The sequence below is a fragment of the Burkholderia sp. AU39826 genome (genome assembly GCF_020419965.1).
Lineage (GTDB): Bacteria > Pseudomonadota > Gammaproteobacteria > Burkholderiales > Burkholderiaceae > Burkholderia > Burkholderia semiarida.
The window spans coordinates 172,773-194,994 of sequence record NZ_JAIZQG010000011.1 but is presented as its reverse complement, the minus strand read 5'-3'; the positions used below and the strand labels follow the sequence as shown (position 1 = coordinate 194,994).

Sequence of the window (22,222 nt, the reverse complement as noted above, 5' to 3'; positions counted from 1 at the left end):
GGGGCCGGGCTGGGGTGGCGGGGCGGGGGCCGTCCCCGTCCGGCGGCGGCAGCGGCTCGGGCGCCGCGCCGGGCCGCAACGGCGAGCACCCGACCGACGCGCCGGGCGGCGGTGGCGGCGACGGCCATCCGCACGACGATCGTGGCGGCCGCACCGGCGGCGACGGAGACGGGGACGGCAACAACGGCGAAGGCGAACGCAAGCGGCCCAGTAAGAAAACGCTGATCATTCTCGGCGCGGTGCTGGTCGTGCTGCTCGTCGGCGGGCTCGTCTGGTGGCTCGCGACGCGCAACCAGGAAAGCACCGACGATGCGTACACCGACGGCAACGCGATCGCGGTCGCGCCGCACGTGTCCGGCTACGTGACGCGGCTCGCGGTCGACGACAACAGCTTCGTGCGGCGCGGCGACGTGCTCGTCGAGATCGATCCGCGCGACTACCGCGCGCAGGTCGACGCGGCGCAGGCGCAGCTCGGTCTCGCACAGGCGCAGCTCGACGCGGCGCGCGTGCAGCTCGATATCGCGCGTGTGCAGTATCCGGCCCAGTATCGGCAGGCGCGCGCGCAGATCGAGTCGGCGGAAGCCGCGTACCGGCAGGCGCTCGCCGCGCAGGCGCGGCAGCGGGCGGTCGATGCGCGCGCAACTTCCCAGCAGGCGATCGATGCGGCCGACGCGCAACGTGCGACCGCCGACGCGAACGTCGCGATGGCCCAGGCGCAGGCGCGCACCGCGAGCCTCGTGCCGCAGCAGATCCGGCAGGCCGAGACGGCCGTCGAGGAACGCCGCCAGCAGGTGCTGCAGGCGCGCGCGCAGCTCGAGACGGCCAACCTGAACCTGTCGTACTGCGAGATGCGCGCGCCGTCCGACGGCTGGGTCACGCGGCGCAACGTGCAACTGGGCTCGTTCCTGCAAGCCGGCACGTCGATCTTCTCGATCGTCACGCCGCGCGTGTGGATCACCGCGAATTTCAAGGAGTCGCAACTCGAACGGATGCGCGTCGGCGATCGCGTCGACGTGTCGGTCGACGCGTATCCCGATCTCGACCTGCACGGCCACGTCGACAGCATCCAGCTCGGCAGCGGCTCGCGCTTCTCCGCGTTCCCGGCCGAGAACGCGACCGGCAACTTCGTGAAGATCGTGCAGCGCGTGCCGGTGAAGATCGTGCTCGACGGCCCGCTGCCGACCCGTCCGCCGCTCGGTCTCGGCCTGTCGGTCGAGCCGACCGTCCATCTGAAATGACCGGCCGCCGTGCCGCGGCCGGCATCGACCGGAGCGATCCGATGCCCGATACCCGCATGCCGTTCCCGCCTCGCGAGGCCCGCCGATGAACCGGCCGCCCGACCGCGGCGGCGCGTCCGGCGGCGCATGGCGCCCCGCCGCGAACCCGTGGCTCATCGCGATCGTCGTCACGCTCGCCGCGTTCATGGAGGTGCTCGACACGACGATCGTCAACGTCGCGCTGCCGCACATCGCCGGCACGATGTCGGCGAGCTACGACGAGGCGACCTGGACGCTCACGTCGTACCTCGTCGCGAACGGCATCGTGCTGCCGATCTCGGGCTTCCTCGGGCGCCTGCTCGGCCGCAAGCGCTACTTCCTGCTGTGCATCGCCGCATTTACCGTGTGCTCGTTCCTGTGCGGCGTCGCGACCAACCTCGGCGAACTGATCGTGTTCCGCGTGCTGCAGGGGCTGTTCGGCGGCGGGCTGCAGCCAAACCAGCAGTCGATCATCCTCGATACGTTCCCGCCCGAGCAGCGCAACCGCGCGTTCTCGATCTCGGCGATCGCGATCGTCGTCGCGCCGGTGCTCGGGCCGACGCTCGGCGGCTGGATCACCGACCATTTCTCGTGGCGCTGGGTGTTCCTGCTCAACGTGCCGATCGGCGCGCTGACCGTGCTCGCGGTGATGCAGCTCGTCGAGGATCCGCCGTGGCGGCGCGACGCCGAACGCGGGATCTCGATCGACTACATCGGCATCGGGTTGATCGCGATCGGCCTCGGCTGCCTGCAGGTGATGCTCGATCGCGGCGAGGACGAGGACTGGTTCGGCTCGACCTTCATCCGCGTCTTCGCGGTGCTGTCCGCGCTCGGGCTGATCGGTGCGACGCTGTGGCTGCTGCGCACGAAGAAACCGGTGGTCGACCTGTCGTGCCTGCGCGACCGCAATTTCGCGCTCGGCTGCGTGACGATCGCGACGTTCGCGGCGGTGCTGTACGGCAGCGCGGTGATCGTGCCGCAGCTCGCCCAGCAGCATCTCGGCTACACGGCGACGCTCGCGGGGCTCGTGCTGTCGCCCGGCGCGTTGCTGATCACGCTCGAGATTCCGCTCGTGAGCCGGCTGATGCCGCACGTGCAGACGCGCTATCTCGTCGGGTTCGGCTTCGTGCTGCTGTGCGGCGCGCTGATCTATTCGCGCATGCTGGTGCCGGACATCGACTACAAGCACCTCGTGATGATCCGGTGCGCGCAGTCGCTCGCGATCGGCTTCATGTTCGTGCCGATCACGACGCTCGCGTACCTGACCGTGCCGCGGCGGCTCAACGACGACGCGTCCGCGCTGTTCACGATGTTCCGCAACGTCGCGGGCTCGATCGGCATCTCGGTGTCGACCGCGCTGATCCGCGAGCGCACGCAAGCGCGCATGGCGCACCTGTCCACGCACATGTCGACGCTGTCGCAGAACTTCCAGGATGCGCTGCGGGAGAATGCGCGCGCGATCGGCGCGCTGACGGGCGCGCCGCCGCCGGCCGCGTTGCAGACCGCGACCGGCCGGCTCTACGAAACGTTCGTCTCGCAGGCGACGATCCTCGCGTATATCGACGTGTTCGCGATCCTCGCGGTGTTCTGCGCGTTCAGCATTCCGCTGACGTTCCTGTTCTCGCCGGCGAAGGCCGCGCGCGGCGCGGGAGGGCATTGACATGCGCATGCGCCGCGACAATCGCAGCCACCGCCTGATTCGCCGCATCGTGTGCGGCGCGATGACGACGATCATCGCCGGCTGCACCGTCGGCCCCGATTACCATCCGCCGCAAGCGGACGTCCCGGCCACCTGGCATGCGATGCAGGCGGACGGGCCGGCGGCGTCTCCCGCATCCGGCGTGGCCGCGCGGTCGTCGCCCACGATCGACGCCGATCCCGATCCGCGCTGGTGGCGCGCGTTCGGCGATCCGCTGCTCGACCGGCTCGTCGAGCGCGCCGCGCACGACAACCTCGACGTGCAGGCGGCCGTGCTGCGCATCGCGCAGGCACGCGCGCAGGTGCGCGCGGCCGCCGCGCAGGGCTTGCCGAACGTGCGCGCGAACGCGAGCTACCAGCGCGAGCAGCTCGGCCTGAAGGGCATCGTCGAGGAGCAGGGCATCGACCAGCGCGTCGATCGTCTCGGCGCGCTGGGCTCGCCGCTCGACCGGTTCGGGCCAGGCACCGGGGCAAGCGTGCAGCAAGGTGCACGCGGCGCGCTCGATGCCCTCGAATCGCCGGTCAACCTGTGGCAGGCCGGGTTCGACGCATCGTGGGAACTGGACCTGTTCGGCCGCGTGCGCCGCTCGGTCGAAGCGGCCGGCGCGCAGACGAGCGCCGCGGTCGCGAGCCGCGACGACGCGTTGCTGTCGCTCGAGGCCGAAGTCGCGCAGACCTATCTGCAACTGCGCGGCGCGCAAGCGCAGCGCGCGCTGGCCGACGACCTGCAACGCGCGCAGCGCGAATTGCTCGACCTGACGCGCGAGCAGGCCGCGCACGGTCTCGCGAGCGATCTCGACGTGCGCAGCGCCGACGCGCGGCTCGCGCAGATCCGCGCGCAACTGCCGCAGTTCGACCAGCAGATCGTGCTGCTGCGCAACGGTCTCGCCTATCTGGTCGGCGGCGCGCCGGGCGTGCTCGACGACTGGCTGACCGCCCCGCGCGCGTTGCCGGCGGTGCCGCCGACCGTGCCGGTCGGCCTGCCGTCGACGCTCGCGCGCCGGCGCCCCGACATCCGCCGTGCGGAGGCCGAACTGCATGCGGCCACCGCCGACGTCGGCGTCGCGGTCGCGCAGTTCTATCCGGACATTTCGCTGACGGGGCAGGTCGGCCTGCGCGCGTCGCACGTGCGCGAGCTCGCGCACTGGTCGCATCTGTTCTACGCGTTCGGGCCGGCCGTGTCGCTGCCGATCTTTTCCGGCGGCGCGCTCGTGTCGAACCTGCGGCTGTCGCAGGCGCGCCAGGCCGAAGCGGCGCTCGCTTACCGGCAAGCCGTGCTCGTCGCGCTGCGCGACGTCGACAATGCGCTGGCCGTGTACCGCACCGACCAGGCGCGCGCGGCCGCGCTCGACGACGCGGTGAAGGCCGAACAGGGCGCGCTGGATCTCGCGCGCGATCGCTACCGGAAGGGCCTGTCGCCGTTCCTCGACGTGCTGGATGCCGAGCGGCAATGGTCGGAGGGCCGGCAGCAGGCCGAGCAGGGCGCGTTGCAGACGACCACCGATCTCGTTGCGCTGTACAAGGCGCTCGGCGGCGGCTGGCAGGCGGGGCCGGCCGCGAATGAGGATACCGGCACGGCGCGCGCGCAGTAGCCTCGCGCGCGCGGCGGGCGTCGGTTGCCGCGCGCGCGCAACGCCGTCCGTCGGCCCGCGCGCGGCCTCAATCCCATGCGTGCTTGCTGAACTGATAGCCCCTGGAGCGGATGGTCTTGATCCGTTTCGGTTCGTTCGCGTCGTCGCGCAGCTTGCGGCGCAGCTTCGAGATGCGGCCGTCGATCGAACGATCGAGGCCGTCGAACGCGATGCCGCGCAGCAGCAGCGTCAGGTCTTCGCGGCTCACTACCTCGCCCGCGCGGCACACGAGGGCCCACAGCAGATCGAATTCCGTCGACGTCAGGCGCGGCATGCTGCCGTCAGGCAGATGCACGCGGCGATCGGCCCGGTCGATCGAGAACTTGCCGAACACGTATCGCTGCGGCGAAGCCTGCACGGCGTCGCCCGCCGGCACGCGTGTGCGCCGCAACTGCGCCTTGATTCGCGCGAGCAGCAGACGCGGTTCGAGCGGCTTGCGGAGAAAATCGTCCGCGCCGAGTTCCAGCCCGAGCAATTCGTCGAACGGCTCGTCGCGGCCCGTCACCATGATCACGATGCCGTCGTACTGCATGCGCGCCGTGCGGCAGATCTCGAAGCCGTCCTTGCCCGGCAGGTTGATGTCGAGCAGCACCACGTCGGGGCGGCTCGCGACGATCGCCGCTGCCGCGCCGGCGCCGTCGCACAGCGTGTCCACCTGGTAATGATGCGTGCGCAAGTACTCGGCGATCAGCGCGGACAGCGGGACGTCGTCTTCGACGATCAGGATTCGGATGGGCATCGCTAAACGAAGGGGCAAAACGGGAAGGTGGAGAGCGGTCAGGCCCAGTCCGAGCGTGTCGTGGCCGAAGCGACGTGGATGATACTGCGCAACATTCCGATGGAATGTGGGGAAATCTGGATCGTTCGGTGAGCTTATCTGCGCGCCAATCGCCGCCATCAGAGGAAACGCGCGGGGCAAGCGACGCGGGGCCGCGCGTGAGGCTGAAACGGTTCGATGCGAGAGTCGGCGCGGCGCTCGGGACGATGCGCGCCCGCGCATCCGTCAGACGAAAACGTTTGCGCCACTTCGACGCCGCGCACCGTTCCCGCACCGTTCCCGCACCGCCCGACACCAGGCCAGGCAAGGTTAGTCGACATATCATTACAAAATATTACCGACGTCGCCGCGTTCCGCTCCCTACAATCCACACACCTGATCCGCGCGTCGCGCATTGCGCCTGTTTCGCGGTCGTATCGGCTACCGGTCTCGGCGAAGCGTCGAGTCATGTCGCTCACGTGACGAACCGGATGCGCGCGAGTCGGGTCGCCGCCGCGCCGGCTCCGATGGGCAGTCGGGCGGATGCTATCGATTACTGACGGGGGAAGCGAAATGACGCCGTTGCAAGTCGTCCAGAGTCTCGACGCACTCACGCATGCGATCGAAGCGGCGGTGGCGCGCGCCGACTGGAGCGAGGCCGTTCGGGCCGCCGAGACGCGTTCGGCGTTCATCGTTGCGCTTGCACCCGATCAACCGGACGAGGTCGTGTCGGCGCTGATGAAAGTGCAGGAGATCGACGTCCGGATTTCCACCGTCGCGCGCGACACGCTCGAGGCGCTCATCGCGGAGGGCTGGATGGCGCTGCACGCAGCCCGCACGGCAACGAACGCGCTGAGGGCGCGGCAGCGGTCGCTCGATGCCGGCGCCGCGGCCACGCGACACTGAAATCCGTTTCCTTTGGTGATGGCATGAAATTCAGAGAACGCGCCAGTCAGGTCGATGCAACACGGTGGTTCGCCGAGGGCGACCATGAACGGGTAGAGCGCCGTCACGGCCTGTGGGCGATCGCGACGCCGGAAGGCTGGCGATCCGTGAAGCCGGGCGACTGGATCGTGCGCGACGAATCCGGCAACTGCTGGCCGATGGACGACGGCCTCTTCATGCATCGCTACGAACCGGTCGCCGACTGACTCGGCCGCCGGTTCGACGCGCCTACCGGCGCTTGCGTGAAAACATCAATGAATCGGCGTCGTTGAAGCGGATGCGCTGAGGCTCGCCGTACCCGGCTTTCTCCGCGACCCGGATCGACGCGACGTTGGTCGGCGCGATCAGACACACGCTGCGCTCGAACCGCTGTTGCGCGTCGAGCCATGCGAGCGCGGCCGCGAGCGCCTCGGTCGCATAGCCGTTGCCTTGCGCCCACGTCGCCAGCGCCCAGCCGGCTTCCGGCACGCCGCGGATCGGCGGGTCGATGTTGCGGTGGAAATCCGCGAAGCCGAGATCGCCGACGTAACGCCCCGACGCCTTTTCGCGAATCGCCCAGTAACCATAGCCGAGCAGCGGCCACAGCCCGCGATACGCGAGCATACGCATCCACGAGTCGCGCGGCGTGGAAGGCGTGCCGTTGAAGATATGCGCGACGACGCCCGGTTCCGCCCACATCGTGGCGAGTGCGTCGAAGTCCCCGAGCGGGTGGCCTTCAAGGATCAGACGGGGCGTGTCGAGAACGGGCGGAGACGAGACGGGGGGCACGGCGCTGAATGTCATCGGGCGTTCCATGAGGAAGGGGCGGCGACGCAGGGCGCCGCGCTCGGGTCTCGTACGATACCGCGTAAACGGCGACGTGGACGCAATTCCCCACCCGCATCGAGGCATGCGACCGCATCGCGCGGACGGCCGGCGGTGCCCGCATGGACCGGCTCGCGTGACGACGTCGCGGTCGGGTGCATCGCGCGGGGCGTTCGACGAATGCGGCCGTTCGTCGCCGTGTGGCGAATGCCTGTAGCGAACCCCCGGCCGCGGCGAGCGGTCGGCCTGCTTCCTGACGGTGGTCATCGCCGCGCCCGCGTGTTGCGCGCAACGCGGGATCGCGCCCGTGCCGGATGGCGTTACTTGCGGCTTTTCAGGAACGAGCGCCCTTCGGCCGTGATCGATGCGCCGGAGCGGCCGTGCGCGGGATGGCTGACGAACCCGGCGTTGACGAGCTCCCGCGCGATCGACCAGCCGAGCGCCGGCGCATCGCGGCCGTAGCGAACGTCGGCGAGGCGTTCGAGCGCCCAGATCGCGGAGGCCGACAGATTGGGGGTGTTGGACGTGAGCGTATCGTTCATGGCTTCCTCGGGAAATGGCGTTTCGGGGTGGGCGGCACACGGCCGGACGGAGGAGGCGCAAGCATCAGCTTGCCTGCAACAACGGCAGCAGCGCGTGCAGCGCCGCTTCCTCGTCGGGGCCGGTGGCGAGCACCTGGGCCGACGTGCCGCCGTGGACCTGCAGCGACGCGATCGCGCCGCTGTTTTTTGCGTTGCTGCCGTGCCCGTTCGCGATCAGCAGGATGTCGCTGTCGAAGCGGCGTGCCGCGTCGACGGTCGCATCGCGCGCGGCGCGGCCGCGATTGCGGTTCCATGCGGGGCCGATTTCAACGTACACAACGGTTGCCACGATGCTGGAAAGCCTCCGGACAAGTGGGCGGGGCGGCGCGCGACATGCAGGGTTACGCACGTGTAGCGGACATCGGGCGGCTGGCATGTCACGAATTTCCGCAGGGGCGCGGGTGCCGGCCGGGTGCATTGTGCGCACCATTCGGCGCGAACATGCCGACATCCGCTGCGAAGGCGTATTCAAGTTCGCGGATTGTCGGAAAGTGGGGGATTATAATGCATCGGCCAGATCATGTGAATTACATTATAATGCCGTGTGCGCCGATGCCGGCCCGCGGCGTTGCCGGCGGGCGAGTCTCGGCGTATCCGGGCGCGCAACCTGCTCGCCCGGCATCGTCGACCGACCCGAACTCCTCCCGAATGGAAGCCGCAATGAATGCCCCTGCCTGCCCGCAATGCGCGATGGAAAACACTTACCCCGACGGCGCGCTGACCGTGTGCGCGGACTGCGGCCACGAATGGTCGGCCGACGCCGGCGCCGAGGCCGGTGACGAACCGGCGGGCGACGTCGTCAAGGACGCGAACGGCAACGTGCTGTCGGACGGCGATTCGGTCGTGCTGATCAAGGACCTGCGCGTGAAGGGTTCGTCGATCACGCTGAAGATGGGTACCAAGGTCAAGAGCATCCGGCTCGTCGGCGGCGATCACGAAGTCGACTGCAAGACCGACATGGGCGGCTTCATGCTGAAGGCGTGCTACTTGAAGAAGGTCTGAGCGCACGGTCAGGCGACCGTTGCATCCGCGTTTTCAGCCGCTGCTTTTTTCATTCGAGTACCCGCACATGGCCGAGGATCGCACTGCCTACGACGCGTTCGTCAGGTTCCTGGCGACGCCGCTGAACGACGGCCGACCGTTCGTGCTGGAGACGCAGCACGCGGTCTCGCTGCACTTCGATCATTTCGGCACCCAGAGCTTCATGTCGCTGCATGATCCGGTGCGGCTCGCACTCGGTTATACGCGCGTGATGATGGGCTTCCTGCTGCTGCAGGCCGAGCCCGCACACATCTGCATGCTCGGGCTCGGCGGCGGGTCGCTCGCGAAGTACTGCTACCGCCACCTGCCCGGCACGACGATCGATGCGGTCGAGATCAATCCCGACGTGATCGCGCTGCGCGACACGTTCAGGATTCCTGCCGACGATGCGCGCTTCACCGTGGTGTGCGCCGACGGCGCGGATCATCTGGAGCGGGCGGACGTCCGCACGGACGTGATCCTGCACGATGCGTTCGTCGCCGACGGCATGCGCGGCCGCTGTACGGGTGCCACTTTTCTCGATGCGTGCCGCGCACGCCTGAGCGAATCCGGCGTGCTCGCGATCAACTTCATGGACGACGATCCGGCGTTGCCGCAGCACCTCGAGCAGTTGCGATCGGTATTCGGTTCGTCGTATGCGCTGGTGCCGTGCGGCGACGACAACAACTTCGTTGCATTCGCATGGAAGGACGGCAGCCGGTTGCCGTCGTTGCGTATCCTGCTGGAGCGGGCGCTCGCGTGCCCGCAGGCCGGTGAACTGAAGCTGGCCGCCACCGCGAGACGCATGAAGCACGGCGAGGGCATCGATTCGCGGCGGCTGGTCTGGCGCGCGCAGTCGCACGAACGTTGGGAGATCGGCGCGTAGCCGGACCGAGGGGGCGGGCCGTGCTTATTTCACGCGCTTGCCGATCGCGCTGCGGGTCTTGTACGTGACGCCGTGCCGGTCGAGATAGTCGCGGATCAACTGCCGCACGACTTGCGACGGCGTAAGATCCTGCTCCGCGCAGAGCATCTCGAAGGCTTCCTTCTTCGCGGGATCGATCAGGACGGTCAGGCGGGCGGTTTTCGTTTCCATGACGGGGCGAGGGTGGTCGATATGTTAATCAAATTATAATCGATCCGTTTTCGGCGTTACCGCGCCAAGCGCCGCACGATCAGCGTTTGCTGCGCACCAGCGCGAGCAGATCGTCGATCACCGGCACGACGGCGAGCGTGACGAGCACCGCGGCGAGCGGCACGGTCGACACGTAGCCCACGTGCTTGAAGCCGATCGCGCCGGCCAGGCCGCCGACGAAGAACGACGCGAGCATCGTCGCGTGTATCCGCAGTTTCGACCGGTTGGCGATTACCGCGTGCGCGTCGACGTCGATGGCCGAGCGGTTCCAGTAGAACAGCTTGCCGAGCTCGATGCCGAGGTCGGTCACGATGCCGGTGATGTGCGTCGTGCGGATTTCCGCGCCGGACAACTTCGTGATCGTCGCGTTCTGCAGCCCCATGATGAAGCACAGCAGCGTCACGGTCACCGGCACGAAGAACGTTTCCCACAGCGCGAGATGGCTGCCGAGCAGCCCGAACAGCAACAGCAGCGCGGCTTCGACCAGCAGCGGCAGCATGAACTGGCTGTGCAGCCCGCGGCGGCGGCCCCAGTTGACGAGGATCGCCGAACAGGCGGCGCCGATCAGGAACGACCCCAGCGAGCTGATGCCGGCGAGCGCGAGCCGCACGTCGCCGAGCGCCGTCTGGTCGGCGATCGCCGACACGATGCCGCTCATGTGCGACGTGTATTGCTTGACCGCGAGAAAGCCGCCGGCATTGGCCGCGCCGGCGACGAACGCGAGCGAAAACCCGAGCTGGCGGTTCGCGTCCGCGCTGCGGTGTTTTCCGGTCAGGTTTCGAAAGTACTGCGCTGGCATAGGGGCTTCGCTCGATCGTCGCGGATTCGCGGGTACAGGCGGAAAGCCAGTGCGGGCGGCGTGTCGGGCACGCCGCTTGCACCGGATACCGGCGCTGTGGAATCATGTGATGAACATGATAATGCCATTATCATACTCTGTTGGCGGGATGGTGCTTTCAGTACAATGATGCGACGCACCGCCGGGTGGCTGTTGCGCCGCTGCGCGGCGCGCGCCTGCGATTACTTCTGCTCACCGCTTCATGACCCCGATCAAGTTCATCCTTCGCTACACGGCGATCCCGTTCACGGCCATCGTCGCCGTGGTGATCTGGACCGTCATACCCTCGTCGAAAGAGATCGATGCGAGACAATATGCGGCGCTGTCGCGCGCGTACGCGAGTTTCCCGCTGCCGTTCCGGCGCGAGATCTCGGACACGATGGAGCACGGCACGATCAACGACCGGCGCTACCAGGCGCTGGTGCGCGATTCGCTCGGCAACGGCGTCGCGCTGGACTGGCCGGCGTCGGGCGTCGGCGGCGTCGCCGACGAGCGGCAAAAACTGGCCGAACTGATTCAGGCCGATTCGGATCTTCAAAGGCAACGGCAATGAAAACCCTGCTGGTTTCTGTGGCATTCGCGATGATCATCGCGAGCCTGATCTTCGCGCTGTACTTCATGAATCACGATCGCGGCAAGTCCAAGCGGATGGCGTGGTCGCTCGCCGCGCGCGTCGGATTGTCGGTCACGCTGTTTCTGTCGCTGCTGATCGCGTACAAGCTCGGCTGGATCGAGCCGACCGGGTTGCCGATCGGGCGGTGACGCGCGGGTTTCGGGCGGGGGCGGGTGGTTCGGGCCGGCGATGCCGCGTCGTGCCGCCTTCGCCTCAACGGCGGCTCGTACCGTTTCAGGCGGGGCACTCGGCGAGCGGCGCTGCGTTCCGCGTGTGGTATGCGGATCGGTTGACTCGTCGTATATCGCCGGATCAGATATTCATCGAAAAAATAACCATTTGGTACACACATAGGCAGGCTCTACAGTCTCGCATCCTGCTGCCGGTTGCGATGCCGGCGATTTCGAGACTATTCCAGAAGCCTGCCTGATGAATCGACTGCTCTACTCCCGGGCCCGCACCGCAGCGGCCGCGCTGTTCGTGCTCGGCCTTGCGCCGGTTTCCCGTGCGGCTCAGCCGACGTTGCGCGTCGGCATCGACGCCGAGTCGTATCCGCCTTTCTTTTCGAAGGACGCGACCGGCAAGTGGAAGGGGTGGGAAGTCGACGTGCTCGATGCCGCGTGCGTCAAGCTGAACGTGCGATGCGAGCTCACCGACATTGCGTGGGACGGCCTGATTCCGGCGTTGCAGAACCGCAAGATCGACGTGATTTGGTCGTCGATGACGATCACTGGCGAACGGCAGAAAGCCATCGATTTCAGCCGCGCGTATTACGAATCGCCGACGGTGTTCGTCGGCGCGAAAAGCGACCGGCGCCGCGTCGACTGCGCGGTCCCCGCGACCTTCAAGGGCCGCGTGATCGGCGTCGAGGCCGGCACCAACTTCTCGGCATTCCTCGATGCCCGCTTCAAGCAGGACGCGCAGATCAAGGCGTTCGACAAGTTCGACAATGCGCTCGCCGATCTGGTGTCCGGTCGCGTCGATTACGTGCAGGAGGGCAAGGGGCTGTTCACGGCGTTCCTCGCGTCGCGCGACGGCAAGGACTTCGAGGTCAAGGCCACGTGCGCGGACGATCCGGTGCTGGGCCTCGGCATCGGCGCGGGCGTGCGCCACGGCGATGCGCTGCGCGGCAAGCTGTCGACCGCGATCACGCAACTGCAGCAGGACGGCACGTGGGATGCGATCACCGCCCGCTATCCGAACCTGAAAGGCACGATCGAGAAGGGCCGCTGAACCGATGGCCGCGGACGATTCGCTGCTCGCTTTGCTCGCCTTCGGCGACGGCGGTTATGGCCGCGTGTTCGCGAGCGCGTTCGCACTGACGTTCGGCGTCGCGGCCGCATCGTTCTGCACCGGCGTGCTGCTCGGCATCGCCGGCGCACTCGGCAAGCTGTCGCGTTGCGCGGCGCTCGTGTGGCTGGCGCGGCTCTATACGACGCTCGTGCGCGCGCTGCCCGAGCTGCTGTGCCTGCTGCTCGCGTTCTACGCGGTCGCACCGGCCATCGAGAACGCGCTGCGCGGCAGCGGCATCGTACCCGGCGACTTCGCGTTCGACCCGTTCGTCGTCGCCGCACTGTCGCTCGGCTTCATCCAGGGCGCGTATCTCACCGACATCTTCCGCGCGGCGCTCGTCAACGTGCCGGTCGGCCAGATCGAAGCCGCGCACGCGTATGGGATGACGTCCTGGCAGACGTTCGCGCGCATCCGGCTCCCGGCCGCCGCGCGGCTCGCGCTGCCGGGCGTCGGCAACGTGTGGCTGAACGCGACCAAGGACGCGTCGTTCATCAGCGTGCTCGGTTCGTTCACGGATCTACTGAAGGCGAGCCAGCTCGCGGCCGGCGCGACGCGGCACTACGTATTCTTCTATCTGGTCACGGCCGCGCTGTTCCTGTTGCTGAGCGTCACGTCGGCGGGCATCTTCGCGGCGCTCGAACGGCATGCGAATCGCGGCACGAGGCGTGCGACGACATGATCTTCTCGCTGCCTTTCCTGCTCGACACGGTAATGCCGAAGCTGCTCGCCGCGGTGCCGACGACGCTGGCGCTGACGCTGTTGTCGGGTGCGGCCAGCGTGCTGCTGGGCGTGCCGCTCGCGCTCGCCGCCGGCGCACGCCATACGCCGGTGCGCTGGTCCGCGCGCGGCTGGCTCATGCTGATCCGCGGCACGCCGCTCCTCGTTCAGCTCTATCTGTTGTACTACGGATTCGGGCAGATCGTCCCGCGCGAGTGGATGCGCGACAGCTGGGCGTCGCCGCTGCTGCGTGACGCGTTCTGGTACGCGATCGTCGCGTTGAGCGTGAACGAGAGCGCGTATGTCGCGACAATCCTGCGCGGCGCGATCGCCGGCGTGCCGGCTGGCGAGATCGAGGCCGGCCACGCATACGGGATGACGCGCGTGCAGGTGCTGCGCCGCATCGTCGGCCCGCGAGCGTGGCGGCTTGCGCTGCCCGCGCTCACCGGAGAGGCGATCCTGCTGCTGAAATCGACCGTCCTCGCGTCCACCGTGACCGTGTTCGACGTGATGGGCACGGCCAATACGCTGCGCTTCGAGACGTTGCGCGTGTACGAACCGCTGGCCGGTGCGGCGATCGTCTATGTCGTGCTGGTCGCGCTGCTGACCATTCCTGCCGCCCGTCTCGAGCAGCGCGTCAATCGCTACCTGACGCGCGCACCCGACGAACGCATGCCCGCCCGGCGCCGCCGCGCGTCGTCGGGCGCGTGGGCGGCGCCCAACTGATTCCAGCCCTGGTAACGAATTCCACGATGTCCGATCCTCGCCCCTTGCTGTTTTCCCTGTATGAACAAGCCAGCGTCGGCTGCGGCGGCGCGCCGAGCCTGTGGACCCATCCGGCTGATGAACGGCTGCGTGCGAATACGCTCGGGTTCTGGTCGAACCTCGCGCGCACGGCCGAACAGGCCGATCTCGACATGCTGTTCTTCGCGGACGTGCTCGGCCTGTACGACGTCTATGGCGGGTCGGCCGACGCGGCGCTGCAGTGGGCGGTCGAGGCGCCCGCGAACGATCCGATGATGCTGATCCCGGCGCTGGTCGCGCAGACGGAGCGGCTCGCGTTCGGAGTGACCGCGAGCACGACCTACGAGCATCCGTTCGCGCTCGCGCGCCGCTTCAGCACGCTCGATCATCTGAGCAACGGCCGGATCGGCTGGAACATCGTGACGTCCTACCTGACGAGCGCCGCACGCAACTTCGGGCTGGACCGGATGATCGGCCACGACGAACGCTACGCGCGCGCGGAGGAATTTCTCGACGTCGTCTACAAGCTATGGGAAGGGAGCTGGGCGGACGATGCGGTCGTCGCCGACAAGCACGCGCCGCGCTATGCGCGTGGCGACCGCGTGCGGCCGATCGCGCACGAAGGCGCGCACTATCGCGTGCAGGGGCCGCACGTCTGCGCGCCGTCGCCGCAGCGCTCGCCCGTGCTGATTCAGGCCGGCTGGTCGGGGCGCGGACGCGAGTTCGCGGCGAAGCATGCGGAGGTGGTGTTCGTCGCGAAGTCGAACCCGCACGAGATCCGTGCGGGCCTCGACGAGATTCGGCGGCTCGCGGCCGAACGCGGCCGGGCGGCGGACGACGTGAAGTCGCTGACGGTGCTGCGGATCGTGACGGCGCGCTCGTCGAGCGACGCGAAGGAGAAATATCACACGCTGCAGCAGCACTATCACCGGCACGCGCAACTCGTCAGCTATGCGGGCGACACCGGCATCGACATCGACCGCTATGCGGACGACGAGCCGCTGACGACGCACACGGAAGGGCTGACGTCCTACGTGGTGCGGCCGGACGGCAGCGGCAAGCCGCTCACGGCCGGCGACGTGCGGCGCAAGTTCGCGAGCGTCACGCGCGGCACCGACCTGATCCTCGTCGGCTCGCCCGACGAAATCGCGGACCAGCTCGCCGAGCATGCGCGGCAGTCGACGACGAGCGGCTACATGCTCAATCCGCTGATCAGCCCCGGCACGCTCGACGATTTTGCCGAACTGATCGTGCCGGAACTGAAGAAGCGCGGCCTGTACCGTACGACGCCGGCGAGCGGCACCTTCCGTTCACGGCTGGGCGGCCGCGACCGCCTGCCGGATACGGCCTACGGCGCTTCGTTCCGGTTTCCCGTGCCGGAAGCGGGCTGACCGGCCGATCGATACCGGACGACTCTCAGCGGAGTTGCATGACATGACCGACGACGTACTGTTCCTGCTGCAACCGCCTCGTGCCGACCGGAATCTTCGGGCATGAATGGCGCGATGAACGAAACCATGGACACGACGCGGCGCGAAGATCGATCGCATCGATCGGCGTCGCCGCCCGTCCTGAGCGCCGCCGGCATCGCGAAACGCTTCGACGCGACCGTCGCGCTGGCGGCGCTCGATCTGTCGATCGGCGCCGGAGAAGTCGTCGCGCTGATGGGCGCGAATGGCGCGGGCAAGTCGACCTTCGTCAAGATCCTGAGCGGCGCGCTGCAAGCGGACGCCGGCACGCTGACGCTGCACGGCGAACCGTATCGGCCGGGTTCGCCGCACGCGGCGAAGCGGCTCGGCGTCGCGACCGTGCACCAGTCGGTGGCCGATGCCGTCGTGCCAACGCTGTCGATCGCCGACAACCTGCTGCTGGACCGGCTGTGCGACCCGGCCTCGCCGTGGCGCGTGCCACCGGCCGCGCGGCGCGCCGCGGCGCGGTCGCTCGCCGCACGGGTCGGGCTCGACGTCGATCTGGCGGCGCCGCTGGCCTTGCTGTCGCTGGCCGACCAGCAGCGCGTGACCTTGGCGCGCGCGCTGGCCGGGCAGCCGTCGTTGCTGATTCTCGACGAGCCGACCGCCAGCTTGTCCGCAGCGGAGGCCGAGCGGCTGTTCGTGCTGGTGGACGCGTTGCGCCGCGATGGCGTCGCGATCCTGCTCGTGTCGCATCGGCTCGGCGATTTGCGTCGCATCGCCGATCGCGCGGCGATCGTCCGCGACGGCCGGATCGTCGCCGATCTGGCCGCGCCAATCGATTTCGACGCCGCGGTGGAAACGATGATCGGCCGGCCGCTGCCGCGTACGCGTGCCCTGGCGCCGGAGCGGGCCGCACAGGCCGAATCCGGGCCCGGCTCAGGCTTCAGCGTGCGGCAGATCCGGCTGACGCCGACCAGCACGCCGTTCGATCTCGATGTCCGGCGCGGCGAGATCGTCGCGATCGCGGGCCCGGTCGGCGGCGGCAAGTCGCGCTTCGCACGGACGATCTTCGGCGCGGTGCGGGCGGCGGCCGGCGAGATGACGCTCGACGGCCGGCCGTGGCGGCCGCGTTCGCCGGCGGACGCGATTCGCGCCGGCGTATTCCTGGCCGGCGAGGATCGCTGGCGCACGTCGTTGTTTCCCGATAGCGTGCCGTTCGCGTCGATCGCGGGCACGATCGGCTTTCCGTTCCTGTCGCGCTGGTTCGCGAGCGGCGCGGTGCGCCGAGCCCGCGAACGCACGGCGGCCGCGGCGGCGATCGCGCGGTTCGGCATTCGCTGCGAGGGGCCCGACGATCGCGTCGCGCACCTGTCCGGCGGCAACCAGCAGAAGGTCGTGCTCGCGCGCTGGCACGCCGAACCGGCGCGGCTGCTGCTGCTCGACGAACCGTTCCAGGGCATCGATGCGGGCGCGCGCGCCGATATCGTCGATACGCTGCGCCGTCATGCACATGAGCGCGCGACGATCGTGTTCGTCAGCGATCTCGAGGAAGCCGCCGAGATCGCCGACCGTATCGTGCGGTTCGATCGCGCGACGCTCGATGGTCTGCCTCCGACTGCTTCCATCGTGGGTGCTTGCTCATGAAACCCGTGACTTCTTCCGATGTACGTCATGCCGCATCCGTCGAACGATCGTCGCGCGCCGGGCCGGCGCGCATCCGCGATGCGCTCGAACGAACCGGCATCCTGCTCGTGCTCGCCGCTCTCGTGGTCGTGTTCGCGATCAGGGAGCCCGCGTTCCTGAACCTCGACAACCTGTTCAGCATCCTGCAGGCGGTGTCGATCGTCGCGTTGCTCGGCGTCGGCGTGACGGTCACGCTCGCGGCCGGTGGTTTCGACCTGTCGGTCGGCAGCGTGGCCGCGACCGCGCAGATGGCCGCGAGCTACGTGCTGGTCGTCTGGCACGGCAGCGCGTGGGCGGCCGTGATCGCCTGCGTCGCGCTCGGCGTGGCCGCCGGATTGTTCAACGGCCTGCTGATTACGCGGCTGCGCGTGCCCGACCAGCTCGCGACGCTCGGCACGCTGTTCCTGCTGGCCGGCCTGCAGTTGATCCCCACCGGCGGCCGTTCGCTGGCGACCGGCTCCGTGCTGCCCGACGGCACGGATGCGACGGGCGTGTTCCCCGACGCGTTTCTCGCGCTCGGCCGGCTGCGCGTGTTCGACGTCGTACCGTTGCCGGTGCTGGTGCTTGCGGCCGTGACGGTGCTGGCCTGCATCACGATGGAAGCGACGCGCTGGGGGCGCGTGATCTATGCGATCGGCGGCAACGAAACGGCCGCGCGGCTGGCCGGCGCACCGGCCGCGCGCTACCGCGTCGCCGCATATGTCGTGTCGGGTGCGATCGCGTCGCTGGGCGGCGTGCTGATCGCCGCGCGGGTCGGCCGCGGCGACGTGAGCGCGGGGCACTCGCTGCTGCTCGACGCGGTGGCCGCCGCGCTGATCGGTTACGCGGTGTGGGGCGCGAAGCGGCCCAACGTGTTCGGCACGGTCGTCGGCGCGGTATTCGTCGGCGTGCTGCTCAACGGGCTGACGATGCTGAACGCACCGTACTACATGCAGGATTTCATCAAGGGCGTGCTGCTCGTGCTGGCCCTCGCGTTTACCTTCGGCATCGGTCGCCGTGCGGACGCCCGGGCGTGATGGGTGAGGTCGCCGAGACTCGGATCAGGCATGGACGGGTTCGAAGAATCTTCAGGCTGGACTGTTTGTTATCCAAAGTAATATCGATTGCCGAATCGGTCGGTTTGAGTTTGCGTGTCGCGCTGATAGATTGAACCGATATCGTTCTATATGGAGACAGACGCGCCATGCGCTCATTGCTTCGCCGAAAGTCACGCATCGAACCGAAACTCGGCGCGCTCGCGCTGGGCGTCGCGCTCGTGCTGGGTGTGCCCGCGGCGTACGCCGGCCCGCTCAAGGGCGCGCCGGCGCCATTCGACAAGGGCGGCGTGAAGATCGCGCTCGTCAACTACCTGTCGACCGGCGATTTTTTCCAGGCCTACGAAGCCGGCGCGCAGAAGCAGGCACGTGCGCTCGGCGTCGATCTGCGCATCTACGAAGGCCGGCAGGACGCGGCGGAGCAGCGCGAGCAGATTCAGCAGGCGATCAGCATCGGCGTGTCCGCGATCATCGTCAATCACGGCTTGCCGGAATCGCTGAAGGACGTCGTTCAGCGTGCGCTGGACAAAGGCATCAAGGTCGTTGCGTTCGACGTCGATCTCGCCAATCCGATGGTGCCGCAGATCGAGCAGAACGATCGCGACCTGGCGAACCTGCTGCTCGATCAGGCCGTGAAGGACAACGGCGACGCGTTCGCGGCAGGGTACGTGTACGTGGCCGGATTCGCGCCGCTCGACCGGCGCGATGCCGCGTGGCGCGACTTCAAGCGTGCGCACCCGAAGGTGAAGGAAAAGGCGCGCTGGGGCACCGTCGACAATCCGATCGCGCAATCGGTCGCGAACCAGGCGGCCGCGGCGTATCGCGCCAATCCCGACATTCGTGTGGTGTTCGCGCCGTACGACGAGTTCGCGCGCGGCGCAAAGCTCGCGGCCGACGAGGCCAGGCTGTCGTCGAAGCTGCGCATCTACAGCGCGGACGTGTCGACGGCCGACATCGAGGCGATTCGCGCGCCGAACAGCGCGTGGGTCGCGACGGCCGCGACCAATCCGGCGGTCGTCGGCGCGGTGTCGGTCCGAGCCGCGGCGCTGCTGGTGGCCGGGCAAAACCCGGGCGCGCGCATCGCGGTCAAGCCGACGCTGATTACGCGCGACGATCTCGTGAAGAACGACATTCATACCGTCGCCGAACTCGGCGCGAAGTTTCCGGCGTTCCGCGCGAGCGACGCGGCGACGGCCGCGTGGATTCCGGCGGCCGAGTAATCGCCCTGGCGCGCAACGAACCGATCCGTCGCCTGCGTGCCGCCTACCCATGACTTGACCATGACGACCCTGAACGACTATCTCGTACAAAAGCGCGACGCCTGGCGAGCGAAGCAGCAGGCCGCCCGCAACGATCCCGATCTCAAGGCGACGCCGCTGAAGGCGACCGTGCGCGCGCTCGGTCGCAGCGGCGTGCGCGAGATCCGGATTCGCGACTTCCAGGTGATCAGCGACAGCCCGCCCGATTTCGCGGGCTACAACCTCGGGCCTGCGTCGCCGGAACTGCAACTGGGCGTGCTCGGCAGTTGCCTCACGCACATCACGTTGATCCAGGCCGCGGAGCGGGGCCTGAAGATCGACGCGATCGAAGTCGAAGTCACCGGCGACCAGCATCCGCTCGCGCAGCAGCCGGGGTTCGAGCACGTTCCGGTATTCCCGCACAACATCCGCTATACGCTGGACATCGTGTCGCCGGAGCCGCCGGAGGTCATTCGGGCGTTGCATCAGGCGGTCGAAGCGGTGTGCCCGATCTTCAATTTGCTGAGGCTGCCGCAGCACATCGAAGGGGAATTGCGGCATACGAACGGGTGATGCGCCGACGAATTGCTGCTCGGCCGAGTTTTTAAATGAAATGCAGGTATATTGATAAGAATACTTATCCCGATGGTCGCGATGCAAGTTCTGGGCGTTGACGTATTCGCACCACCGCGTGCCCGAGGAGGGCCGTAACGACGCTAGTTGCCCGATTCCTTCGTCACGTCATGACGATAGGCACGCGGCGAGCAGCCCACGATGCGTTTGAACGCATGGCCGAACGCGCTATCCGAGTCGTAGCCGAGCCGCTGCGCGATCGCCGAGATCGACGCCGTGGAGTGGCGCAGTTCGCGCATCGCCAGCTGTATCCGCCACCGCAACACGTATTCGAGCGGGCCGAACCCGAGCCGCCGCTTGAAATGCAGCGCGAACGTCGAACGCGACACATGGCAGCAGGCCGCCAGCGCGTCGACGGTCCAGCGTCGCTCGGGCGCCGCGTGAATCGCGGCCAGCGCCGCGCTCACCCGCGGATCCGCGAATCCGGCCAGCCACCCGACGTCGCCGTTCGCGCCGGCGTCCACATAGCGCCGCAGGATCTGCACGAGCATCATGTGTCCGAGATGCCGAACCATCAGCGAGCCGCCCGGCGACGCCGCGACGAACTCCCGTGCGAGTTGCTGCAGCGACCAGCGCAGTACCGCCGCCGGTTCGGAATCGCCGCTCACGATCACCACGGGCGGCAGGCTGCCGAGCAGCAGCGGCATCCGTTCTTCGTAGGCGAAGCGGCCGCCGATCAGAAAGCAATCGGCCGGTTCGCCATAGTGCGCGATACCGCGGTCGACATGTCGGTACACGTCGGCGGCGGGCACCGGCGCGACCGACGGATCGCTCGCCAGCGAAAATGCCCGCGGCGCAGCGAGCAGGAAGCAGTCGCCCGTGCGCAGCCGGACGGGTGGCCCCGCACCGTCGACGGTCAGCCAGCAACTGCCTTCGACCACCGCGTTGAACTTGATCCCGTCGGGCGGGGGCAGGTCGACGGCCCATGGGCCACCGGCCCGCAGGCCAGTGAAAAACGAGTCGCGCGTTTCCAGCAGCGACAGCACTTCCGATAGCGGGTCCACGCGCAATCCCGGACGATCTCGACGAAAAACCGGATTCTATTGCATTCACAGTCCGGATGCGCGGCCGGAGAATGGGCTCGTGCAGTGACGCGGCCGATGGGCGGCCGCGTGCTTCGCACGCCGTTCCTGGAGCTTTCAATGACGAGCAGGCAGCAACCCCTTCATTCCGGATTCGACGCTGCATCGACGGCGAGCGACGTCCTGGCCGGTTTCGACCTGCGCGGCAAGACCGCGATCGTCACGGGCGGCCATTCGGGTCTCGGGCTCGCAACCACGCGTGCACTGGCGCAAGCCGGCGCGCGCGTCGTCGTCGGCGCACGGAGCGTCGCGGCCGCGCGCGAGGCGACGCGCGGCATCGCCGGCGTGGAGATCGCGACGCTCGATCTCGCGGACCCCGCGAGCGTGGATGCATTCGCGGCCCGGTTCGTCGACGCGCGGCGCAACGTACATATCGTCATCAACAGCGCGGGCATCATGGCCTGCCCCGAGACCCGTGTCGGCGACGGTCGGGAAGCGCAGATGGCCGTCAATCACCTCGGTCACTACGTGCTCGTCAACCGCCTATGGCCTGCGCTCGCGCACGGCGACGGCGCACGTGTGGTCGCGGTGTCGTCGCTCGGGCACCGGCTGTCGCCGATCCGTTGGGACGATATCGCGTTCACGCGCGGTTACGACAAATGGCTGGCGTACGGCCAGTCGAAAACCGCCAACGCCTTGTTCGCGGTGCAGCTCGACGTGCTCGGTGCGCCATTCGGCGTTCGCGCATATTCGCTGCATCCCGGCAAGATCGCGACGCCGCTGCAGCGCCATCTGACGCGCGAGGAAATGATGGCGCAAGGTTGGGTGGACGAGCACGGTGTGCCGATCGATCCGACTTTCAAGACACCTGAGCAGGGTGCGGCAACCCAGGTATGGGCGGCGACGTCGCCGCGCGTTGCCGATCTCGGCGGTGTTTATTGCGAGGATTGCGACGTCGCGACAGTGACGCGCGGCAACGAGGAATCAGGCGTGCGGCCGCATGCGATCGATCCGGAGGAAGCGGCGCGGCTGTGGGCGTGGTCCGCGGCCGCGACGGGCGTCGATGCCTTTGCCGTGCGGCGCTGACGCCCAGGTATTCGCCGGGCCGGGCGCCGCGCGGGTATCCGGCGGCGGCACGCCATCCGCGCGCGGCAGCCTATCCGCACGT

Annotated in this window: 25 protein-coding genes; 18 read left to right on the top strand and 7 right to left on the bottom strand. The window is 68.3% G+C overall.

Annotated features, from left to right (window positions below; translation table 11 throughout):
• The first annotated feature begins 14 nt into the window (after positions 1-14).
• The 3 genes from LGM42_RS20090 to LGM42_RS20080 all read left to right on the top strand — a co-directional run bounded on the left by LGM42_RS20090 (position 15) and on the right by LGM42_RS20080 (position 4,546).
• Complete coding sequence (locus LGM42_RS20090; RefSeq protein ID WP_226233003.1) at positions 15-1,238, top strand: HlyD family secretion protein; 1,224 nt, start codon at positions 15-17, stop codon at positions 1,236-1,238.
• An 85-nt stretch (positions 1,239-1,323) separates the two neighbouring features.
• Positions 1,324-2,916 carry a DHA2 family efflux MFS transporter permease subunit gene (locus LGM42_RS20085; RefSeq protein WP_089466163.1) on the top strand — a complete coding sequence of 531 codons (1,593 nt, stop codon included), beginning with the start codon at positions 1,324-1,326 and terminating at the stop codon, positions 2,914-2,916.
• 1 nt (position 2,917) lies between these two features.
• Positions 2,918-4,546, top strand: a complete 1,629-nt coding sequence (locus LGM42_RS20080; RefSeq protein ID WP_413227424.1) for an efflux transporter outer membrane subunit — start codon at positions 2,918-2,920, stop codon at positions 4,544-4,546.
• A 67-nt stretch (positions 4,547-4,613) separates the two neighbouring features.
• Here the strand turns inward: LGM42_RS20080 and LGM42_RS20075 are convergent, their stop codons facing one another.
• Positions 4,614-5,324 (bottom strand): response regulator, encoded by a 711-nt coding sequence (locus LGM42_RS20075; protein WP_060310388.1) that lies wholly within the window; start codon positions 5,322-5,324, stop codon positions 4,614-4,616.
• Positions 5,325-5,915: 591 nt separating this feature from the next.
• Between LGM42_RS20075 and LGM42_RS20070 the strand changes: the two genes are divergently transcribed.
• Both LGM42_RS20070 and LGM42_RS20065 read left to right on the top strand, forming a co-directional pair.
• Positions 5,916-6,248: a hypothetical protein gene (locus tag LGM42_RS20070; RefSeq protein WP_059637330.1), complete on the top strand. Its 333-nt coding sequence runs from the start codon at positions 5,916-5,918 to the stop codon at positions 6,246-6,248.
• A 23-nt stretch (positions 6,249-6,271) separates the two neighbouring features.
• Positions 6,272-6,493 (top strand): hypothetical protein, encoded by a 222-nt coding sequence (locus tag LGM42_RS20065; RefSeq protein WP_059575116.1) that lies wholly within the window; start codon positions 6,272-6,274, stop codon positions 6,491-6,493.
• A gap of 22 nt (positions 6,494-6,515) precedes the next feature.
• On the opposite strand, the gene LGM42_RS20060 is transcribed toward LGM42_RS20065, so the two are convergent.
• From LGM42_RS20060 to LGM42_RS20050, 3 genes are all read right to left on the bottom strand, one after another.
• Positions 6,516-7,082, bottom strand: a complete 567-nt coding sequence (locus LGM42_RS20060) for a GNAT family N-acetyltransferase (protein WP_059637333.1) — start codon at positions 7,080-7,082, stop codon at positions 6,516-6,518.
• 329 nt (positions 7,083-7,411) lie between these two features.
• Positions 7,412-7,633, bottom strand: coding sequence for a hypothetical protein (locus tag LGM42_RS20055; RefSeq protein WP_060011105.1), 222 nt, complete (start codon positions 7,631-7,633; stop codon positions 7,412-7,414).
• Between the two features lie 64 nt (positions 7,634-7,697).
• Complete coding sequence (locus tag LGM42_RS20050; RefSeq protein ID WP_060310387.1) at positions 7,698-7,961, bottom strand: HPr family phosphocarrier protein; 264 nt, start codon at positions 7,959-7,961, stop codon at positions 7,698-7,700.
• 359 nt (positions 7,962-8,320) lie between these two features.
• On the opposite strand from LGM42_RS20050, the gene LGM42_RS20045 reads away from it, so the two are divergent.
• On the top strand, positions 8,321-8,674 hold the full coding sequence (locus LGM42_RS20045; RefSeq protein WP_006498247.1) for a zinc ribbon domain-containing protein YjdM: 354 nt from the start codon (positions 8,321-8,323) through the stop codon (positions 8,672-8,674).
• 67 nt (positions 8,675-8,741) lie between these two features.
• Positions 8,742-9,578, top strand: a complete 837-nt coding sequence (locus LGM42_RS20040; protein ID WP_060310386.1) for a spermidine synthase — start codon at positions 8,742-8,744, stop codon at positions 9,576-9,578.
• A 24-nt stretch (positions 9,579-9,602) separates the two neighbouring features.
• Here the strand turns inward: LGM42_RS20040 and LGM42_RS20035 are convergent, their stop codons facing one another.
• Positions 9,603-9,788, bottom strand: a complete 186-nt coding sequence (locus tag LGM42_RS20035; RefSeq protein WP_059575126.1) for a ribbon-helix-helix protein, CopG family — start codon at positions 9,786-9,788, stop codon at positions 9,603-9,605.
• Between the two features lie 79 nt (positions 9,789-9,867).
• Positions 9,868-10,626, bottom strand: a complete 759-nt coding sequence (locus LGM42_RS20030; RefSeq protein WP_059575128.1) for a YoaK family protein — start codon at positions 10,624-10,626, stop codon at positions 9,868-9,870.
• 241 nt (positions 10,627-10,867) lie between these two features.
• Between LGM42_RS20030 and LGM42_RS20025 the strand changes: the two genes are divergently transcribed.
• The 10 genes from LGM42_RS20025 (at position 10,868) to LGM42_RS19980 (ending at position 19,972) form a co-directional block, all read left to right on the top strand.
• Positions 10,868-11,218 carry a hypothetical protein gene (locus tag LGM42_RS20025; RefSeq protein ID WP_006489163.1) on the top strand — a complete coding sequence of 117 codons (351 nt, stop codon included), beginning with the start codon at positions 10,868-10,870 and terminating at the stop codon, positions 11,216-11,218.
• A complete protein-coding gene (locus tag LGM42_RS20020) occupies positions 11,215-11,427 on the top strand; it encodes a twin transmembrane helix small protein (RefSeq protein ID WP_006489184.1) in 213 nt (70 codons plus the stop codon). Before LGM42_RS20025 ends, LGM42_RS20020 begins: the two co-directional genes overlap by 4 nt.
• A 280-nt stretch (positions 11,428-11,707) precedes the next feature.
• Entirely contained in the window at positions 11,708-12,511 is an 804-nt protein-coding gene (locus tag LGM42_RS20015; RefSeq protein WP_226232999.1) for a transporter substrate-binding domain-containing protein, read from the top strand.
• A gap of 4 nt (positions 12,512-12,515) precedes the next feature.
• Positions 12,516-13,250 carry an ABC transporter permease gene (locus LGM42_RS20010; RefSeq protein ID WP_059637351.1) on the top strand — a complete coding sequence of 245 codons (735 nt, stop codon included), beginning with the start codon at positions 12,516-12,518 and terminating at the stop codon, positions 13,248-13,250.
• Entirely contained in the window at positions 13,247-14,014 is a 768-nt protein-coding gene (locus tag LGM42_RS20005) for an ABC transporter permease (protein ID WP_226232998.1), read from the top strand. Before LGM42_RS20010 ends, LGM42_RS20005 begins: the two co-directional genes overlap by 4 nt.
• A 26-nt stretch (positions 14,015-14,040) precedes the next feature.
• A complete protein-coding gene (locus LGM42_RS20000; protein ID WP_226232997.1) occupies positions 14,041-15,423 on the top strand; it encodes an LLM class flavin-dependent oxidoreductase in 1,383 nt (460 codons plus the stop codon).
• A gap of 102 nt (positions 15,424-15,525) precedes the next feature.
• Positions 15,526-17,088, top strand: coding sequence for a sugar ABC transporter ATP-binding protein (locus tag LGM42_RS19995; RefSeq protein ID WP_226232996.1), 1,563 nt, complete (start codon positions 15,526-15,528; stop codon positions 17,086-17,088).
• Entirely contained in the window at positions 17,085-18,143 is a 1,059-nt protein-coding gene (locus tag LGM42_RS19990; RefSeq protein WP_226232995.1) for an ABC transporter permease, read from the top strand. Before LGM42_RS19995 ends, LGM42_RS19990 begins: the two co-directional genes overlap by 4 nt.
• Before the next feature lie 167 nt (positions 18,144-18,310).
• On the top strand, positions 18,311-19,381 hold the full coding sequence (locus tag LGM42_RS19985; RefSeq protein ID WP_226232994.1) for a substrate-binding domain-containing protein: 1,071 nt from the start codon (positions 18,311-18,313) through the stop codon (positions 19,379-19,381).
• Positions 19,382-19,441: 60 nt separating this feature from the next.
• Positions 19,442-19,972: an OsmC family protein gene (locus LGM42_RS19980; RefSeq protein WP_226232993.1), complete on the top strand. Its 531-nt coding sequence runs from the start codon at positions 19,442-19,444 to the stop codon at positions 19,970-19,972.
• 143 nt (positions 19,973-20,115) lie between these two features.
• Here LGM42_RS19980 and LGM42_RS19975 read toward each other — a convergent pair whose 3' ends face one another.
• Positions 20,116-21,036: an AraC family transcriptional regulator gene (locus LGM42_RS19975; RefSeq protein ID WP_226232992.1), complete on the bottom strand. Its 921-nt coding sequence runs from the start codon at positions 21,034-21,036 to the stop codon at positions 20,116-20,118.
• A 138-nt stretch (positions 21,037-21,174) separates the two neighbouring features.
• Here LGM42_RS19975 and LGM42_RS19970 point away from each other — a divergent pair, with 138 nt between their 5' ends.
• Complete coding sequence (locus LGM42_RS19970; protein WP_226232991.1) at positions 21,175-22,140, top strand: SDR family NAD(P)-dependent oxidoreductase; 966 nt, start codon at positions 21,175-21,177, stop codon at positions 22,138-22,140.
• Positions 22,141-22,222 lie beyond the last annotated feature (82 nt).

Excerpts from the sequence above, each read along its gene's own strand:
- LGM42_RS20085 (WP_089466163.1), top strand. The coding sequence starts at position 1,324 with ATGAACCGGCCGCCCGACCGCGGCGGCGCGTCCGGCGGCGCATGGCGC.
- LGM42_RS20080 (WP_413227424.1), top strand. The coding sequence starts at position 2,918 with ATGCGCATGCGCCGCGACAATCGCAGCCACCGCCTGATTCGCCGCATC.
- LGM42_RS20075 (WP_060310388.1), bottom strand. The coding sequence starts at position 5,324 with ATGCCCATCCGAATCCTGATCGTCGAAGACGACGTCCCGCTGTCCGCG.
- LGM42_RS20070 (WP_059637330.1), top strand. The coding sequence starts at position 5,916 with ATGACGCCGTTGCAAGTCGTCCAGAGTCTCGACGCACTCACGCATGCG.
- LGM42_RS20065 (WP_059575116.1), top strand. The coding sequence starts at position 6,272 with ATGAAATTCAGAGAACGCGCCAGTCAGGTCGATGCAACACGGTGGTTC.
- LGM42_RS20060 (WP_059637333.1), bottom strand. The coding sequence starts at position 7,082 with ATGGAACGCCCGATGACATTCAGCGCCGTGCCCCCCGTCTCGTCTCCG.
- LGM42_RS20055 (WP_060011105.1), bottom strand. The coding sequence starts at position 7,633 with ATGAACGATACGCTCACGTCCAACACCCCCAATCTGTCGGCCTCCGCG.
- LGM42_RS20045 (WP_006498247.1), top strand. The coding sequence starts at position 8,321 with ATGGAAGCCGCAATGAATGCCCCTGCCTGCCCGCAATGCGCGATGGAA.
- LGM42_RS20040 (WP_060310386.1), top strand. The coding sequence starts at position 8,742 with ATGGCCGAGGATCGCACTGCCTACGACGCGTTCGTCAGGTTCCTGGCG.
- LGM42_RS20035 (WP_059575126.1), bottom strand. The coding sequence starts at position 9,788 with ATGGAAACGAAAACCGCCCGCCTGACCGTCCTGATCGATCCCGCGAAG.
- LGM42_RS20030 (WP_059575128.1), bottom strand. The coding sequence starts at position 10,626 with ATGCCAGCGCAGTACTTTCGAAACCTGACCGGAAAACACCGCAGCGCG.
- LGM42_RS20025 (WP_006489163.1), top strand. The coding sequence starts at position 10,868 with ATGACCCCGATCAAGTTCATCCTTCGCTACACGGCGATCCCGTTCACG.
- LGM42_RS20020 (WP_006489184.1), top strand. The coding sequence starts at position 11,215 with ATGAAAACCCTGCTGGTTTCTGTGGCATTCGCGATGATCATCGCGAGC.
- LGM42_RS20015 (WP_226232999.1), top strand. The coding sequence starts at position 11,708 with ATGAATCGACTGCTCTACTCCCGGGCCCGCACCGCAGCGGCCGCGCTG.
- LGM42_RS20010 (WP_059637351.1), top strand. The coding sequence starts at position 12,516 with ATGGCCGCGGACGATTCGCTGCTCGCTTTGCTCGCCTTCGGCGACGGC.
- LGM42_RS20005 (WP_226232998.1), top strand. The coding sequence starts at position 13,247 with ATGATCTTCTCGCTGCCTTTCCTGCTCGACACGGTAATGCCGAAGCTG.
- LGM42_RS20000 (WP_226232997.1), top strand. The coding sequence starts at position 14,041 with ATGTCCGATCCTCGCCCCTTGCTGTTTTCCCTGTATGAACAAGCCAGC.
- LGM42_RS19995 (WP_226232996.1), top strand. The coding sequence starts at position 15,526 with ATGAATGGCGCGATGAACGAAACCATGGACACGACGCGGCGCGAAGAT.
- LGM42_RS19990 (WP_226232995.1), top strand. The coding sequence starts at position 17,085 with ATGAAACCCGTGACTTCTTCCGATGTACGTCATGCCGCATCCGTCGAA.
- LGM42_RS19985 (WP_226232994.1), top strand. The coding sequence starts at position 18,311 with ATGCGCTCATTGCTTCGCCGAAAGTCACGCATCGAACCGAAACTCGGC.
- LGM42_RS19980 (WP_226232993.1), top strand. The coding sequence starts at position 19,442 with ATGACGACCCTGAACGACTATCTCGTACAAAAGCGCGACGCCTGGCGA.
- LGM42_RS19970 (WP_226232991.1), top strand. The coding sequence starts at position 21,175 with ATGACGAGCAGGCAGCAACCCCTTCATTCCGGATTCGACGCTGCATCG.